The sequence below is a fragment of the Desulfonatronum parangueonense genome (assembly GCF_054656975.1).
Window position 1 is genome coordinate 1,835,591 of record NZ_BAAHXH010000003.1, and the last position, 14,858, is coordinate 1,850,448.

Annotated in this window: 14 protein-coding genes; 6 read left to right on the top strand and 8 right to left on the bottom strand. The window is 56.3% G+C overall.

All coding sequences use genetic code 11. The annotated features are described in order from the left end of the window. Positions 1 to 67 precede the first annotated feature (67 nt). Entirely contained in the window at positions 68 to 850 is a 783-nt protein-coding gene (lgt, locus tag ACYQ15_RS08455; protein ID WP_459937083.1) for a prolipoprotein diacylglyceryl transferase, read from the bottom strand. 139 nt (positions 851 to 989) lie between these two features. Between lgt and ACYQ15_RS08460 the strand changes: the two genes are divergently transcribed. After that, positions 990 to 1,475, top strand: coding sequence for an acyl-CoA thioesterase (locus ACYQ15_RS08460; protein ID WP_459937084.1), 486 nt, complete (start codon positions 990 to 992; stop codon positions 1,473 to 1,475). A 257-nt stretch (positions 1,476 to 1,732) separates the two neighbouring features. Here ACYQ15_RS08460 and ACYQ15_RS08465 read toward each other — a convergent pair whose 3' ends face one another. Next, positions 1,733 to 2,461, bottom strand: coding sequence for a hypothetical protein (locus tag ACYQ15_RS08465; protein WP_459937085.1), 729 nt, complete (start codon positions 2,459 to 2,461; stop codon positions 1,733 to 1,735). Positions 2,462 to 2,568: 107 nt separating this feature from the next. On the opposite strand from ACYQ15_RS08465, the gene yihA reads away from it, so the two are divergent. Next, the gene (gene yihA / locus ACYQ15_RS08470) at positions 2,569 to 3,219 is read left to right on the top strand and encodes a ribosome biogenesis GTP-binding protein YihA/YsxC (protein WP_459937086.1); all 651 of its coding nucleotides are present in this window, start codon (positions 2,569 to 2,571) and stop codon (positions 3,217 to 3,219) included. Positions 3,220 to 3,429: 210 nt separating this feature from the next. Here the strand turns inward: yihA and ACYQ15_RS08475 are convergent, their stop codons facing one another. Next, positions 3,430 to 4,641, bottom strand: coding sequence for an L-serine ammonia-lyase (locus ACYQ15_RS08475; RefSeq protein ID WP_459937087.1), 1,212 nt, complete (start codon positions 4,639 to 4,641; stop codon positions 3,430 to 3,432). A gap of 368 nt (positions 4,642 to 5,009) precedes the next feature. Further along, positions 5,010 to 7,049, bottom strand: coding sequence for an AsmA family protein (locus tag ACYQ15_RS08480; protein WP_459937088.1), 2,040 nt, complete (start codon positions 7,047 to 7,049; stop codon positions 5,010 to 5,012). A gap of 476 nt (positions 7,050 to 7,525) precedes the next feature. Here ACYQ15_RS08480 and ACYQ15_RS08485 point away from each other — a divergent pair, with 476 nt between their 5' ends. From ACYQ15_RS08485 to ACYQ15_RS08500, 4 genes are all read left to right on the top strand, one after another. Then, the gene (locus ACYQ15_RS08485) at positions 7,526 to 8,197 is read left to right on the top strand and encodes a TIGR04211 family SH3 domain-containing protein (RefSeq protein ID WP_459937089.1); all 672 of its coding nucleotides are present in this window, start codon (positions 7,526 to 7,528) and stop codon (positions 8,195 to 8,197) included. Between the two features lie 364 nt (positions 8,198 to 8,561). Next, entirely contained in the window at positions 8,562 to 9,776 is a 1,215-nt protein-coding gene (locus ACYQ15_RS08490) for a 2,3-bisphosphoglycerate-independent phosphoglycerate mutase (protein WP_459937090.1), read from the top strand. A gap of 33 nt (positions 9,777 to 9,809) precedes the next feature. Beyond that, positions 9,810 to 10,811 carry an aldo/keto reductase gene (locus tag ACYQ15_RS08495; RefSeq protein WP_459937091.1) on the top strand — a complete coding sequence of 334 codons (1,002 nt, stop codon included), beginning with the start codon at positions 9,810 to 9,812 and terminating at the stop codon, positions 10,809 to 10,811. Between the two features lie 7 nt (positions 10,812 to 10,818). Further along, entirely contained in the window at positions 10,819 to 11,535 is a 717-nt protein-coding gene (locus tag ACYQ15_RS08500; protein ID WP_459937092.1) for a DUF72 domain-containing protein, read from the top strand. Here the strand turns inward: ACYQ15_RS08500 and ACYQ15_RS08505 are convergent. Genes ACYQ15_RS08505 through ACYQ15_RS08520 form a run of 4 tightly spaced genes read right to left on the bottom strand, consistent with a single transcriptional unit; the run spans position 11,516 to position 14,826 of the window. After that, a complete protein-coding gene (locus ACYQ15_RS08505) occupies positions 11,516 to 12,202 on the bottom strand; it encodes a hypothetical protein (protein ID WP_459937093.1) in 687 nt (228 codons plus the stop codon). The two genes, ACYQ15_RS08500 and ACYQ15_RS08505, sit on opposite strands and share 20 nt — an antisense overlap. 33 nt (positions 12,203 to 12,235) lie before the next feature. After that, positions 12,236 to 12,808, bottom strand: coding sequence for a DUF6691 family protein (locus ACYQ15_RS08510; RefSeq protein WP_459937094.1), 573 nt, complete (start codon positions 12,806 to 12,808; stop codon positions 12,236 to 12,238). Positions 12,809 to 12,811: 3 nt separating this feature from the next. Continuing rightward, positions 12,812 to 13,426 carry a YeeE/YedE thiosulfate transporter family protein gene (locus ACYQ15_RS08515; RefSeq protein ID WP_459937095.1) on the bottom strand — a complete coding sequence of 205 codons (615 nt, stop codon included), beginning with the start codon at positions 13,424 to 13,426 and terminating at the stop codon, positions 12,812 to 12,814. Further along, the gene (locus ACYQ15_RS08520) at positions 13,423 to 14,826 is read right to left on the bottom strand and encodes an MBL fold metallo-hydrolase (protein WP_459937096.1); all 1,404 of its coding nucleotides are present in this window, start codon (positions 14,824 to 14,826) and stop codon (positions 13,423 to 13,425) included. Before ACYQ15_RS08520 ends, ACYQ15_RS08515 begins: the two co-directional genes overlap by 4 nt. Between the last annotated feature and the right edge of the window lie 32 nt (positions 14,827 to 14,858).

Consider the following 14,858-nt stretch of genomic DNA (forward strand, 5'->3'; position numbering starts at 1 on the left):
TACCTTTGTGGTAGAAATTCTGTAATGATCATGCTGAGGAACACGAAGGTTACGCAAGGGGCAGGGGCTATCTCTTGCGATACGCCAACCACAGCAGTAGCGCGCCTATCGCGATCATGGGCAAGGAAAGAACCTGTCCCATGCTCATCCAGTCCAGGGCCACAAAACCGAGATGGGCATCCGGCTCCCGGAAGAACTCGACGCTGAATCGGAATACGCCGTACAGCAGGGCAAACAGGCCGGAAACGGCCATGGTCGGACGGGGTTTGGCTGAAAAAGACCACAGCACGAAAAACAGGACCAGACCTTCCAGGAATGCCTGATACAACTGGGACGGGTGGCGGGGCACGAAGCCTGCATTCGGGTCGGCGAAAATCATGCCCCATGGTACGTCGGTTACCCTGCCCCAGAGTTCACCGTTGATAAAATTCCCGATCCGACCGGCAAAAATCCCGATGGGGGCCAGGGGAGCGACGAAGTCCGCCACCTGGAAAAAACTTCGCCTGGTGCGCAGGCCGTAATACCAGATGGCGATCATCACTCCGATCAAGCCGCCATGAAAGGACATCCCTCCCTTCCAGATTTTGACGATCTCCAATGGATGGTTGATGAAGGTCGCGAAATCGTAAAAGAGCACATAACCCAATCTGGCGCCCAGGAGCACCCCCAGTGCGCAGAGCGTGATCAGATCCGGCAATTCCTGCGTTTTCCATCCCGATCCCGGTTTCTTTGCCCGGATATGGCCCAGGATCCAGGCCGCGAGAAAGCCGATCAGATACATCAAGCCGTACCACCGGACCTCCAGCGGCCCGATGGTAAACGCCACGGGATCAATTCTTGGATGAATCACGTATGATTACCTTTTGGTTGAAGTGATAAGTAGTTGACCAGGTCCACATTCATCTTCATGAAGATGACAGTCCCTGACTTTATGGCTAGGAAATTCTTCTCGCGAGAAAGCGTCAAACAATACTTCATCCGGAGCCGTTATGCAGCAAACCAGCTCTTCCGAGACGTCCATAACCATTGCGATTCAAATGCTGCCCCAGGATGCCAACCCCTACGGCAGCATTCACGGCGGAATTATCATGAAGCACATCGACACGGCAGCGGGCATCGTGGCTATTCGCCATGTCCGGGGCAATGCCGTGACAGCATCCATCGACCGGTTGGATTTCCACTACCCGGCCTATGTCGGCGACCTGCTGATGCTCAAGGCCAGCATCAATCTGGTAGGCAGAACGTCCATGGAAGTCGGTGTCCGGGTCGAAGCGGAGAACCTCCTGACAGGAGAAGTCCGACACACCGCATCCGCGTATCTGACCTTCGTCGCCCTGGACAAGAAAGGACGCCCCACTCAGGTCAGGCCGTATCATCCGACCACGCCGGACCAGATTCATCGCCACGAGGAAGCGAAAATTCGCAGAGAAATGCGACTCGCCGAGAAATCCCGTGAGCGTAAAACATCGAAGTAGTTTGTAACTATTCAGGTCACTTCAGTAAACGGACTGGATAACCGTCTTTGCGGGTATGACTGACCCCGACTGACTCAAAGACGGCATTGAAAAAACGTAACTACTCAGCAGACGGTACATGATCATTCTCCGGCAATCGGAGTCGGGGTCGGAATCGGTCTCGAAAACAATGGGATGCCCTTCCACATGGCTTCGCTTCGATACCGATCCCGATACCGACCCCGATTCCGAGCGAATCCGACAACAGCGTAATTGCCTCAGTTATGATCTCCAGGCCCCAGGGGCACAAGTTCGCCGGTCATGGGCAGGGTTTCGGCCCTGACCTGGAGTTGAAAAAACAGATCGCCCGGCAATATTTCCCGTGTCGATTCCTGGATGAGCAACTGGCCTACAGTATCGGTCAGTTGAGTGATCAACCCGGAACCGACGACCTGTTTCAATCCTCGTTGCAGGCCGGGGGATTGCTGGACAATCAGCACGGGGACAGGCTCTTCACGCAGCGGCTGCCCGTAAAGAGATACATACCCTCGTGAAAGCATGCCGCCCATGGTTTTGTTGTCCTGCAACGAATCCACCGTACCGCCGAAGGGCTGAATCGGCATCAGTACGGAACTGAAGCGTACCTGCTGAGAAACCGCGCCTGTGACGCTGTCCAACCACGGATCGCATTCCGGAACATGGTTCTGCGCTGTTTCGGAGAGAAAGCTTGCGTTTTCTTCCGGATGCAGCACGGGGCGCAACACAGGGGCCTGGCCGACATAAACTTGCAGCAACTGTCGAATTCCATCATCCCATGCCAGTTGTCCCAGTTGGGCGCAAATGCGGTCATAGTCATCGACATGCTCAGGGTGCAGGGACACGGTGACGTCGATTTCCTGGAAAACGGCACTGGGAGGATGATCCGAAAAAATGTGCTCCTGGTTTGCCTTTTGAGGGACGCACGAACTTATCAGTACGCCTATCGCCAGCAAATAAAACAATTTCACAATGATCCTCCTTGCAGAGATGATGGTTGGCGGGTAGGTTTGATTGATGGGCAGCTACTCGGCACGCAACCATCACTCCCTATCGTTTAACAGCAGGAACAACCTCAATGACCAATCCGGACACTCTCGAAACACCGCGCCACACCACCGTCAGTCTGGAAAAAACCATCTACACGCTGGGCCAGATGGAAAAGATCCCCGAACCGCAGATCGCCCTGGCCGGTCGTTCCAATGTGGGCAAATCATCGCTTTTGAACTGCCTGACCAACAGGAAAAATTTAGCCAAAACCAGTTCCGTGCCGGGAAAGACCCGCAGCCTGAACTACTACCTTGTCCAGCCCGGAAATTTTTATCTGGTGGATCTTCCCGGCTATGGATACGCCAAACGCCCCAAAAGCGAGCGTAACGTCTGGGGAAATGTCATGGAACATTTTTTCAGCAGAAACAAGAGCCTGGTGGGCCTGATCCTGATTCTGGACTGCCGGCTGCCCCCCCAGACGATGGATATGGAACTGGTGGCCATGGCCCGAGCCATTTCGGTTCCTTTACTCCCGGTGCTGACCAAGGCAGATAAATGCAACCAACGGGAACGAACCGCGTCCCACCGCGCCTGGGTGGATGTTCTCGGTCCGGATGCCGATCCTCTTTTCTTTTCCTCCAAAAGCCGCCAGGGCAAAGCCCAGCTTTGGAGCGAAATCCATCACCTGGTCCAGGCGGTTGCCCCGGACATGGAACAAGTTCCGGTTGAAAGAGCATAGTTCCAGTTCTTCTCAACATTATCATGTTGGTAGCTATTCAGCACATCCCGAGTTTGATCATTCACCTGCACTGGATTCCGGCGTTCGCCGGAATGACGTGATGCGGCAAGCCGTTTCCACGTTGGTCATTCCGGCGAACGCCGGAATCCAGTACGAACATACGAGGTTGAGCTGAATATAGTTACTCATGCTGTTCAATTGCAAGGAGGGTCATGCCGCCGGCCTTGTGCTCTGGTACACTTTGGCCAGCCCGCCCTGGGCCGTTTCCCGGTAAAGGCTGGGCAAGTCGTGTCCGGTTTGCTGCATGGCTTCCACGACCTGGTCGAAACTGATCAGGTGCCGGCCATCGGAAAGCAGGGCGAACTCCGCTGCGGCCAGGGCACGAATGGCGGCAAAGCAGTTGCGCTCGATGCAAGGTACCTGGACCAGCCCGAGAATCGGATCGCAGGTCAGGCCGAGATGATGCTCCAGGCCCATTTCCGCGGCATACTCGATCTGGTGCGGTGAGCCGCCCAGCAGTTGGGCAGCGGCAGCCGCGGCCATGGCGCAGGCCACGCCCACTTCTCCCTGACAGCCCACATCCGCTCCGGAAATGGAAGCATTGTGCTTGACCACGTTGCCCACAAGCCCGGCCGTGGCCAAGGCCCGAAGAACGTAGTCCTCCTCGAGACCGAGTTCCTTCTGGAGATAAAACAGCACTGCCGGCACGATGCCGCAGGAGCCGCAGGTGGGCGCGGTGACCACGAACCCGCCCGCGGCATTGTGCTCCGAGACGGCCAAGGCATACGAGGACAGCAGCCCTGTCCGGCTGGCGCTACGCCGCAGTTGCTTGGTCCGAGTCAAAAATCCCCTGGCCTTGCGTTGCAGATTCAGTCCACCCGGCAAGGCCCCCTCCTCGTCCAGACCGGCCGCGATGGCTTCCTGCATTTTCACCCACACGAAGCCAAGATGATCCCACAGGTCCGCGCCTTCGGTGGTTTCGGCCAGAGCCCAGAACGGTTTGCCCCGGGAGCAGGCCCAATCCAGGATCTCCTGCATCGAGGTCTGGGAGTACAGGCGCGGGGTTTCCGAATCCTGCCGGTCCGCATCGCGCAGTTCTCCGCCGCCGATACTGAACACGGTCCACTCCCCCAGGACCGCTCCGTCATCGTCCAGCGCCTGGAAGTGCATGCCATTGGGATGAAACGGCAGAAACTCTTGATTCCAGACCACTTCGCATCGCAGGGGCTGCACCCCCGTCGTTACGGCATGATCGGTCAGGTGCCCCCGCCCTGTCAGGCTCAGACTACCGTACAGCGTGACCCGGACTGCCGCTGCCTGGGGATGGTGGGCCCGGAACTGCTCCGCGGCCCTGCGCGGTCCCATGGTGTGGCTGCTGGAAGGTCCCATTCCATAACGATACAGTTCACGCAGTGACTGCACTTGCATCTCCTCATCACAAAATCAAAACGGTAACTTTCAGCACATACTCTGTGGTCACTCGTCAGAGCTGGATTCCGGCTTCCGCCGGAATGACGTATCGTACCATGTCCTTTCCAAGTGTAACTATTCAGCACACGTTCTTTCTCCGGTAATCGGAATCGGGGTCGGGGTCGGAATCGGAATCGGTCTCGAAAACAATGGGGTGCCCTCCACATGGCTTCGCTTCGATACCGATCCCGATACCGACCCCGATTCCGAACGAAACCCGACAACAGCATTAGTTTGCTGAGTAGTTACTTCCAAGTTAAGTCATACCGGCGAAGCCCGGTATCCAGCCCAATTTTTCTCGGGTGAGCTGAGTAGCTATATCAAAACAGTTTCTTCAACAGTCCGCCCAGACCTTCTTCGGCGTCATCGCCCAATTCCCGGCGCAAGGTACGCTCGAGTTCCTCTCGGGCCTTGCCTTTAAGCTTTTCCGCTTCCTCTGCTGCCCGTTGCCGGAGCGCGTCATCGACATTCAGGGAAAAGTTTGGGTCATTCAACGGACCGGAAATCCGCAGGGGGACGGTCAGCCCCTTGAGCTCCTCCCATTCCCTGCCCTCTTGCCCTTCCAGGGTACCCACTACGCCGACGTCCACCACCATGTCCACGTTTTTCGTCGGCAACTCCAGCAGACCCTCGCCGGTCATGCGCAACAAAGGAGAGGCCATTGCCAAATCCCGGGTCACGGCCCTGGCGTCGCCAATCTGAAAGGAACCGCTGAGACTGGTAAAATCGGTTTTCTGGACCAGATCAGCATCCTCAACCGTCCGCCCCCGAAAAGCCGCATGTACCTTGCGTACTTCCTGGGGCAGATTCACGCCCCAGAGGGCCCCGTCGACGAAATTCAGAACCAGGTTGCCGCGCAGGCCGTGCATCAAGGCATACTCGCTCAGCCCGGTGCCCTGCAGTTCGGCCGAAATGTCCGCTGTACCGGAGAGAATATTCGTCTCGGCCAGAGCGATCAGCGCATCCTGTATTTCCATGTCCTGGACTTGCAGATCGACAACGTAGGTAGGCAGGGCAGCACTGCCGTCCAGCAATGCGCTCAGGTTGATCCGGCCTGCAAAGGCATGGGTGATCAGGTCCTGGAGCGTCAATCGCCCATCGCGCAGGCTCAAGGCCAGACTGGAATCCGTGAAGCGGAATTCATCCGCGAGAACTGTCGCCGCATAGAGCGAAAGCTGACCATCTACGCTTTGCAATCCCGATAAATCCGGTTCGTCTCGCGAAAGTTGTCCATCTGCCGTGTTACCGGAACCTTGTACCGAATCCGTAGGCGGTGTCGCGGTAGATCTTGATCCCTGTGCATCGCCGGGAGCATCTTCTCCGGAATTATTCATTCCTCCAGCCGCTCCCAGTCCGGTTTCCCCGGGATCATTCCGGCCATTGGCGGATTGCAGTTCCTTGAGTTCCTGAAGGAGTGGATTCAGGTCCAGAGTATCCGCGGTGAATGCGGCGACAATGACCGGTTTGCCGCTGTAGTCGACCCGCAGATCACCGACCAGTCTGAGATCGTCCACGGAAAACAGCAGCGGTTCGACCACCGCCTCCCGGGAATCCAGATCAATCCTGGCCTCTCCTTCAACGGCAACGACCTTTGCTTCGCCGGGAACGGCTTCCCCCCGCGCAACCACATCGGCCCGGACGCTGCGCAGTTCCAGGAGCTGAAAATCCTTGGCCAGACGGGCTTCGGCCCGCAAAGAACTCTTCGTACTGACCTCCTCGACATCAGCCATGCCCTCCAGGTCAATCGTAACCCATTCTCCCGGAACGAACCGGGACAAGGTCAGATGCAGATCACTCACCTCTGCTGTCCTGCCGGTCTGGCGGTCGTCGATCACGATTTCAGCATTGGCCATCCGCAGTCCCTCGACCACGATTTCCCAATCCCTCCCGTTTTCCATTCCCGGGGTCGGCTCTTCCTGACGATCCGGCACGGTGGATGGATCTTCCGGCGCATCTGCCGCTTTTGGTTCACGGAGATTATCCAGGTTAGAACGACCGTCTTCCAGGGTCAGTATATGCACGGCCACGTCGTGCAGGACGACCTCGCCGACCTGGAGACGCTTGTGGAACAACGGCGTTACATCCACGAACAATTCGGCACTGCCCACAACGAGCAGGGGCCGGTGCTCCTCCATGCCCTGCGGATTGCCCAGCTCGGCCGCGCCCATGGAAATCCCCAGTCGCGGCCAGAAGGTCCAGGAAAGGTCGCCAGTGATGACCACTTCACGATCTGTTGCCTCCTGGACATGCCTGGCAATCAGGGGACGAAAGGCATTGGGATCCACCAGCATCGCCAGCGCAACCACGGCGCCGACAGCCAGGAGGACAAGAATGCCCAGTGCAATGAGGACTTTTTTCATGAGACTCCTTTCTCCGTTCAACCTGGTACAGTGAAACCAGTATATCCATGTGGAGATGATCAGGATATCAACGTCAGCAGCGCTCTTCAACACTCAATGACCCACCCGGGCAAACAGCATTTGAAGAGGAAGTGGGAGAGGCTTACTGAATCCACTTATCCTTTAATCGTTTTTCAGACAATGCCGACGGGGATTGGCATTTCATACTTGTCGGCTGGAGGAATCAACAGTTGACAATCCGCCAACTACTCACCCAAGGCCCGCCTTGCCTTACACGAAATATGGATTAGGTGATAAATGCTTTGATATGCTCCTGAGGAACAGCAACTTCCCCGCGGTAGCGATTCCCTACCGAATACTGGAAATTTTCCTGTCAAGCCATGACATTTAATTGAAATTAACGTTCTCTCATTCGAAACGAATGCTTAACCCCGACGGCTGTTGCTGCCACGAACTGTGTGAACAGAGGATACACCATGAAATTCATCTATTGGAAACTGATTGTGATCATTGCCATTGTCTTGCTTGGAGCGGAAAACCTTTTCGCGAGAACGGTTTATGTCGGGGAGCGTCAGGAAATTACCCAACGCACCGGACCTTCGACCGATCATCGAGTCTTGAAAATGCTGCCCACAGGGGCCCGGTTGACGGTTTTGGAATCCAATGACGGCTGGTTGCGCGTTCAAGGCCCGGATGGAACCGTCGGTTGGGTGTTGCAGCGCTTCACCTCCGGAGAACTGCCAAGCAACCTGCAACTGGAACGCCTCCAGCAGGAGTACGACCAGCTTCGGACTGCTTCCAGCGGAGCCCTGGACAGGGTGGCCGAACTGGAAGCCGCCAATACGAACCTCATGAATTCGCTTTCCGAAGCAACGACCAGTCTTGCCGCTTTGGATGAAAAATATACCACTCTGGCCGCGGAGGCGGCGAATGTTCTTGAATTGAAGGAACAATATGACCGGACCGTACAGGACTTGCAGCGAGCAGAGGCTCGAATTTCTCAATTGAGCGAAGAGAACGAGGAGCTGCGTTCATCGGAACAGTTGCGCTGGTTTCTCTACGGAGCGGGAGTCGTTTTTGGTTCCTGGCTTTTCGGCTTTCTCATGGGACGTCGGCGACGCCGACAGCCTTCCGGCCTGAGATTGTAAACTTGCCGGCAACTACTCAGCACACGTTCTGTTCCGCGCTCTTCCTCCGGTAATCGGGGTCGGAGTCGGCATCAGCATTTTACTGGGCAGTTACAGTTGCCGTTTTCAAATTGACCAGTCATCAACATCTCGCTTCAATACAGTAACTGCTCAATAAAAGAGGGCACGGCCAATTATCAAGCTGTGCCCGCTTTTTTATGCAGTTGCTCAATACTCTGCTCACCAGCAAGATATGCGGGTTTTCCCCCATTGCTCGCAGGCATTCGGATTCTAGAATTGGGTTCATTGACGTTCATTATCCCGTTGACCCAACGGCTCGTCCCTGCTCCGGACATGAGCCGTTAAACGCGAAAGGACGGTACCCATGCGGACCGATTTTGACATTCTGCGATCTCTGGCCAAAGCGGCCGAAACCAAGATCATCCTGCTGGTCCTGGATGGGCTGGGCGGGCTTTCCAGTTCCGTTGACGACCCCACTGAACTGGAAGCCGCGCATACGCCGCACATGGACGAACTGCTCCGAAGCGGCGTGTGCGGCCTGCACATCCCCATTGCCGACGGCCTGACCCCGGGCAGCGGCCCGGCCCATCTCGCGCTGTTCGGCTATGATCCGATTACATACCAGGTTGGTCGGGGAACTCTGGCCGCTTTGGGCGTTCACTTCGACCTGCAGCCGGGAGACGTGGCAGCTCGCGGGAACTTCTGCACCGTTGACGATCAAGGCCGGGTCACTGATCGCCGCGCCGGCCGCATTGCCACGGAAGTCACCGCTGAAAAGCTGAACTTGTTGCGCGACATCAAACTCGACGGCGCGGAGGTGCATCTCACGCCGGTGATGGATTACCGCTTTCTCCTGGTGCTGCGCGGCGAAGGACTGGGTGCGGGCGTCCGGGACACCGATCCCAAGACCACCGGCAAGCCTGCGTTGCGGGCGGAATCCAAAACGGAAGACGATGCGTCAAATAGAACAGCACGGCTGATCAACGACTTCGTGCACCAGGCCGCGGACCGGCTCAAGGGAGAAGATCCCGCGAACATGGTTCTGTTGCGCGGCTTTTCCCAGCGTCCGCAGTGGCCTTCCCTGGAGAGCATTTATGGAGTGAAGGCGGCAGCCCTGGCAAACTACCCCATGTATCGCGGCGTATCCGGTCTGGTGGGCATGGATGTCATCGAACCCGCCAACTTTGACGAGACGCTGCACCTTCTCCAGGAGAACTGGAAGGCGTACGATTTTTTCTTTGTCCACTTCAAGTCCACGGACAGCGCCGGCGAAGACGGCGATTTCAACCGCAAGGTCGCCCTGATCGAGGAACTGGACAGCAAGTTGCCCAAGATTCTGGATCTGAAGCCGGACGTCATCTGCATTACCGGCGACCACTCCACTCCGGCTGCGTTGGCCGCCCATAGCTGGCATCCCGTGCCCCTGATGATCAGTTCGCCCTGGTGTCGTCCCGACAATGTCCGCCGCTTCTGCGAAAAGGATTGCGTTCTCGGCGGCCTTGGTCCGCGCTTCCCGGCCACTTCGATCATGCCGTTGCTTATGGCCAATGCGTTGCGTTTGGAAAAATTCGGGGCGTAAGATTCATGTGAACAGCTCAACGAGGAGGAAAGAATGGAACATATTACAATCCCGCAGACTCAAATTGACGTCAGCCGGGTGGCCCTGGGCACCTGGGCCATCGGAGGCTGGATGTGGGGCGGAACGGACGAGCAGGAGTCCATCAGGACGATTCATGCGGCTCTGGACAAGGGCGTGAACGTGATCGACACCGCTCCGGTCTACGGTTTTGGCCGCTCCGAGGAGATTGTGGGCAAGGCCCTGAAGGAATACGGGGGGCGAGAAAACGTACGCATCGCCACAAAGGCGGGCCTCAATTGGACCGCCGACGAAAAGGTCGTTCGAGACTGCAGGCCGGAACGGATTACCAAAGAAGTCGAGGAGTCCCTGCAGCGACTCGGGGTTGACCGACTCGACATCTACTTCGTGCATTGGCCGGATCCATTGATACCTATCGAGGAAACCGCGCAGGTGATGAACAATCTTTTCAAGCAGGGCAAGATCGGTTCCATCGGCGTGTCCAACTACTCGCCGGCCCAGATGGACGCCTTCCGCGGCGAGGCTCCGTTGCACTTGTGCCAGCCGCCGTACAACATTTTCGAGCGGGAAATCGAACAGGACATCATGCCCTACTGCAAGACCCACAACATCGCCCTGATGACCTACGGCGTGCTCTGTCGCGGCCTGCTCAGCGGCAAGATGCGCCGTGACCGGGAGTTCAAGGGAGACGATCTGCGCAAAACGGATCCAAAATTTCAGCAACCTCGGTATGACCAGTACTTGGCGGCCGTGGAGGAGCTTAAGCAACTGGCCTCAAAAAAGAACAGAGGACTACTCCCTTTTGCCGTACGCTGGGTTCTGGATCAGGGCGTGGAGATCGCCCTCTGGGGCGGACGCAATCCGGCGCAGATGGAACCGCTGGATGAAATCGACGGTTGGAAAGTTGATCCGGACATCATGAAACGGGTGGAAGACATTCTGGCGGAACACGTCAAGGAACCCGTTGGTCCGGAATTCATGGCCCCGCCCTCCCGGAACGAGGTCGACATGGGGTGAATGGATCATGAAGAACCATGTCGGATGCTCTGGGTACAGCTACGACGGGTGGGTCGAGGAATTCTATCCTCCGGATGTCCCGAAAAAGCGGTGGCTGGAATATTATGCCGAGCACTTCGACACGGTGGAAATCAACAGCAGTTTTTATCACCTGCCCAAGGAAAGCACCTTGAAAAACTGGTATCAGGGCGTACCGGGCAATTTCCGCTTCACGCTCAAGGGAAGCCGGTACGTCACTCACCAGAAAAAACTCAACGATGCCGGGGACGCGGTACGAAAATTTTATGATGCGGCCAGCCTGCTCAAGGGCAAGCTGGCCTGCATCCTCTGGCAGTTGCCGGGCAATCTGCACAAGAATCCGGACAGGCTGGAATCGTTCTGCAAGGTCCTCAGCAACGACTTTCGCAATGTCATTGAATTCCGTCACAATTCATGGTTTGACGACGACACCTACGACCTGATGCGCCATTATGGCGTGACTTTCTGCGTGATTTCCGCACCTGACGGTCTCAGCGATGAAGCCGTGAAGACGACGAACCGGGTCTACATGCGATTTCATGGGACCCGAAAATGGTACGACCACGATTACCGGCAAAACGAACTCGAACACTGGGCCGACAAGCTCAAGGCCCTGCATCCGGACCAGATCTTCGCCTACTTCAACAACGACATCGGCGCCAACGCTCCACGAAATGCTGCGGAGTTCATGAAGCTTGTCCGTTGACCCGTTGCTTCTCGTCTATCTTCAACTCTTCTATTTTGCCGGCCTGATTGGCTTCGATATGGTGCAAGATCCATTGTCGCACGGCTTTTCTCTTGTGCCAGGACACCAGTTGTTCAGTTTGCAGATCCTGGGCGCGGATAGCGAAGTTTCCTTCACCATCTTGGACAATGAAGCGTCGTCTGGCACCGATATGGTACTTGGTAGGGCCATGAATCACGGCAACACAAATTTCGATGCTGTGAATTTCACCCAGCTCTCGAATCAGCTCTTCAATTCGTGCATGAACATCGGTGTTCGGCTTTGAGCCGCGAAGGATTTCCTCGAAAGATCCCAATACAAGATAGCCTCCGGCTTGTATCGGACCCTGACGCAAGCGCATCTGCACGTTGTTATCATGTGGAGTTATCCGTTCATAATCCGTTATATACCGGCGCATATATCCATTTTTGCCGTGAATGTAAGCCAAGACGCTTTGAACATGGACAGGTTCCTTGCTCATGTTGACGAAAAGACACAGCGCACCGGGGTCATCATCATGCGCATAGTGGATGATCATGTAGGGACGGTTCGAGCGTTTGTACTGCACCAGAGCGAGATGCAGGTATATTATCCAGACGAAGGCCATCACCAGACTGCTGATGGCCGAAATCTCAACAGAATCAATCATGGCTCACCAGCGAAGTATTGATCACCAGACTCGTCATCGAGGCGCCAGCCATTCCACAACGATCAGCAGAATAATCAGGGCAACGGCGGTCAGGACGGCAACGGTTCCTCGCTGGAGGTCCAGTAGTTCAGGCAGTGTCAGCTTGCCGTAATCGCCCCATTCCTGCACTTTTTTCTTGATCTTTTCCGGAGCTTCCGCGAACAGCCATGATCCGGCTATCAGACCCGCGCCCACTGCCAGAGCGTCGAAGTTCCCTTGTCCGATGGCCGCGGCATTGGTGCCGGGGCAGTATCCACTCAAGCCGAACCCGGCTCCGAAGATCAGGCCGCCGATGATGTTGGCCGCATATCGCGTTGATGGCAGCTGGTACTGGACCATTCCCATGCGGTGCATGACGTAAATCCCGATCATCCCGACCAGAATCGCCGAAACCATGACCTTGATGACGGTGAAATCCTCCAGCAGCAGGACGCCGATCAGTACATGATACTTGGCCACTCCGCCTTTCTGGAGGAGAAAACCGAAGGCGACTCCGAAAACCAAGCCCAGAGCGAGCTGGCCGGAGTTGCTTCCCGGGAACGAGGTGGATTCTGGTTTCGCTGACATGATCTAGACCCTGTAGAGCAGCATGGCGACGAAGATACCGCCGAGGAAAAAGCAGATCACCGCCACCCAGCTGCCGACGGAAAATTGTAATGTTCCGCTGATACCGTGACCACTCGTACATCCGCCTGCCACCCGCGCGCCAAAAGCCATAAGTACGCCGCCGAAAAAGGCGGCAATCAGTCGCAGCGACAGCGCACCCTCGCCGAATCTCGCCTCCCACAAGGGCGGCAGCCAGCGACCCGTTATTTCACCACCGGTCCAGGCCGCCAGAAACGCCCCGATGAAGATCCCCACAAAAAGCATCAGGCTCCATGATACTTGCGGTTTGTTCTGTTGGTAATATGGAAGCGCTTGCACTCTTTTGGGGACCAGAATCTTGCCCAGCATGCCGGCGATGATCGCATAGGCGCTGGATGCGCCGATTTTCTTGCCGGAAAAGTAGAATGTCAGCCAGGAAAGCACGCCAATCAGTCCTCCGGCAAGATACGGCGACCAGGCCGGCCCGGGATAGGACAACGGACTGAGGGGATCCGTTTCCTGAGCCAGGGCCAGGGCGGAACATGCCAAAAGGAACGTTCCAGCCAAGACCGTAACCCTGCCCAATGTCACCGCCTTCATGAGTTGCCGCCTTCCACCGGATATCCGGCACTCCTCCAGGCCTGCCAACTTCCGGGAATATTGCGCACGTCAGTGAAGCCGTTTTGCTTCAAAACGCTGGCCGCGATGCTGGAGCGGTAGCCGCTGCCGCAGTAGGTTACGGTTGTCTTTTCGCGATCCAGCTTATCAATATTGTCTCGCAGATAGGGTACGAAAAAATGCCGAGCTCCGGGGATGTGGCCGGATTTCCATTCCGATGGGGTTCGGACGTCTACCAGCTGGATGTTTTCCAAGACGTCCTTCAATTGATGAACGCTCATCTGGGGGATATGATTCAACAACAAGCCCGCATTGTTCCACGACTTCATCCCCCCCACCAGGTACCCCGCGAACTTCATATGCCCGGTACGCCAGAGCAGCTTCACCACCCGTTCCAGCTGGTCGTCGTTCTCCAGCACAAGCAGTAAAGGATCTTCGAAGGTAAGCATCCAGCCGGCCCAGGAGGACAGTTCGACTCTGGCCCCGATGTTCAGGGCGCCGGGAATGTGCCCGCCGCAAAAGGCCATCAGGTCACGGGTATCGAGCACGATGTTGTTCCGGTTCTCGGTGGCTTTCTTGAAATCCTGCACGGGCAGGGCGGGTACGGGGGGAAAACCGCCCTGCACATCCGCTCCTTTCTTGTTCAGGTGATGCATTGGCTTGTAATAGAAGGGTTCCGGACCTGAGGATTCCAGAACCGACTGAATAAAGGCGTCCCGATCCGTGGTCCGCAAATAGCGGTTGTGTTTCTTTTCGTAGCCAATGGTCGAGCATTTGAGGTCGCCGATATCAGGACCGCAGGACGAACCCGAGCCGTGACAGGGAAAAACGATCACTCCATCATCCAGGCTGCCGTAAAATCCAATAATGGTTTCATACAGAGCATTTGCCAGCCTCTTCGTTTCCTCTTCGCCCACCAGATCCGGACGCCCCACGGAATTGACAAAGAGACTGTCTCCGCTGAACACAGCCCAGATGGAATCCTTGTTTTTGGATTCGCTCATCAGATAGGCCAGATGCTCCGCCGTGTGGCCTGGAGTGTGTCTGGCCGTCAGAATGAAGCTACCAAAGTCCAAAATATCCCCGGCATGCACCGGCACATGGTCATACCCGTAGTCTCCGGCACCCGCTTCGTGACTGGCATGGATCTTTGCATTGGGCACGCGGGCTTGCAGTTCGTGGGAACCGCTCACGAAATCAACGTGAATGTGCGTTTCGATGATGTGAGTGATGCCCACCTGATGCTTGCGCGCCAGATGCAGATAGATGTCCACGTCAGGCCGGGGATCGATGACTACGGCGATCCCTTTGGATGGATTTCCAATCAGATAGGAAAGCTGCGCCACGCCGGGCGTATGAATCTGTTCAAATACAATTGCCATGGAACCTCCAATTTCAGACGAGGAAGATATCT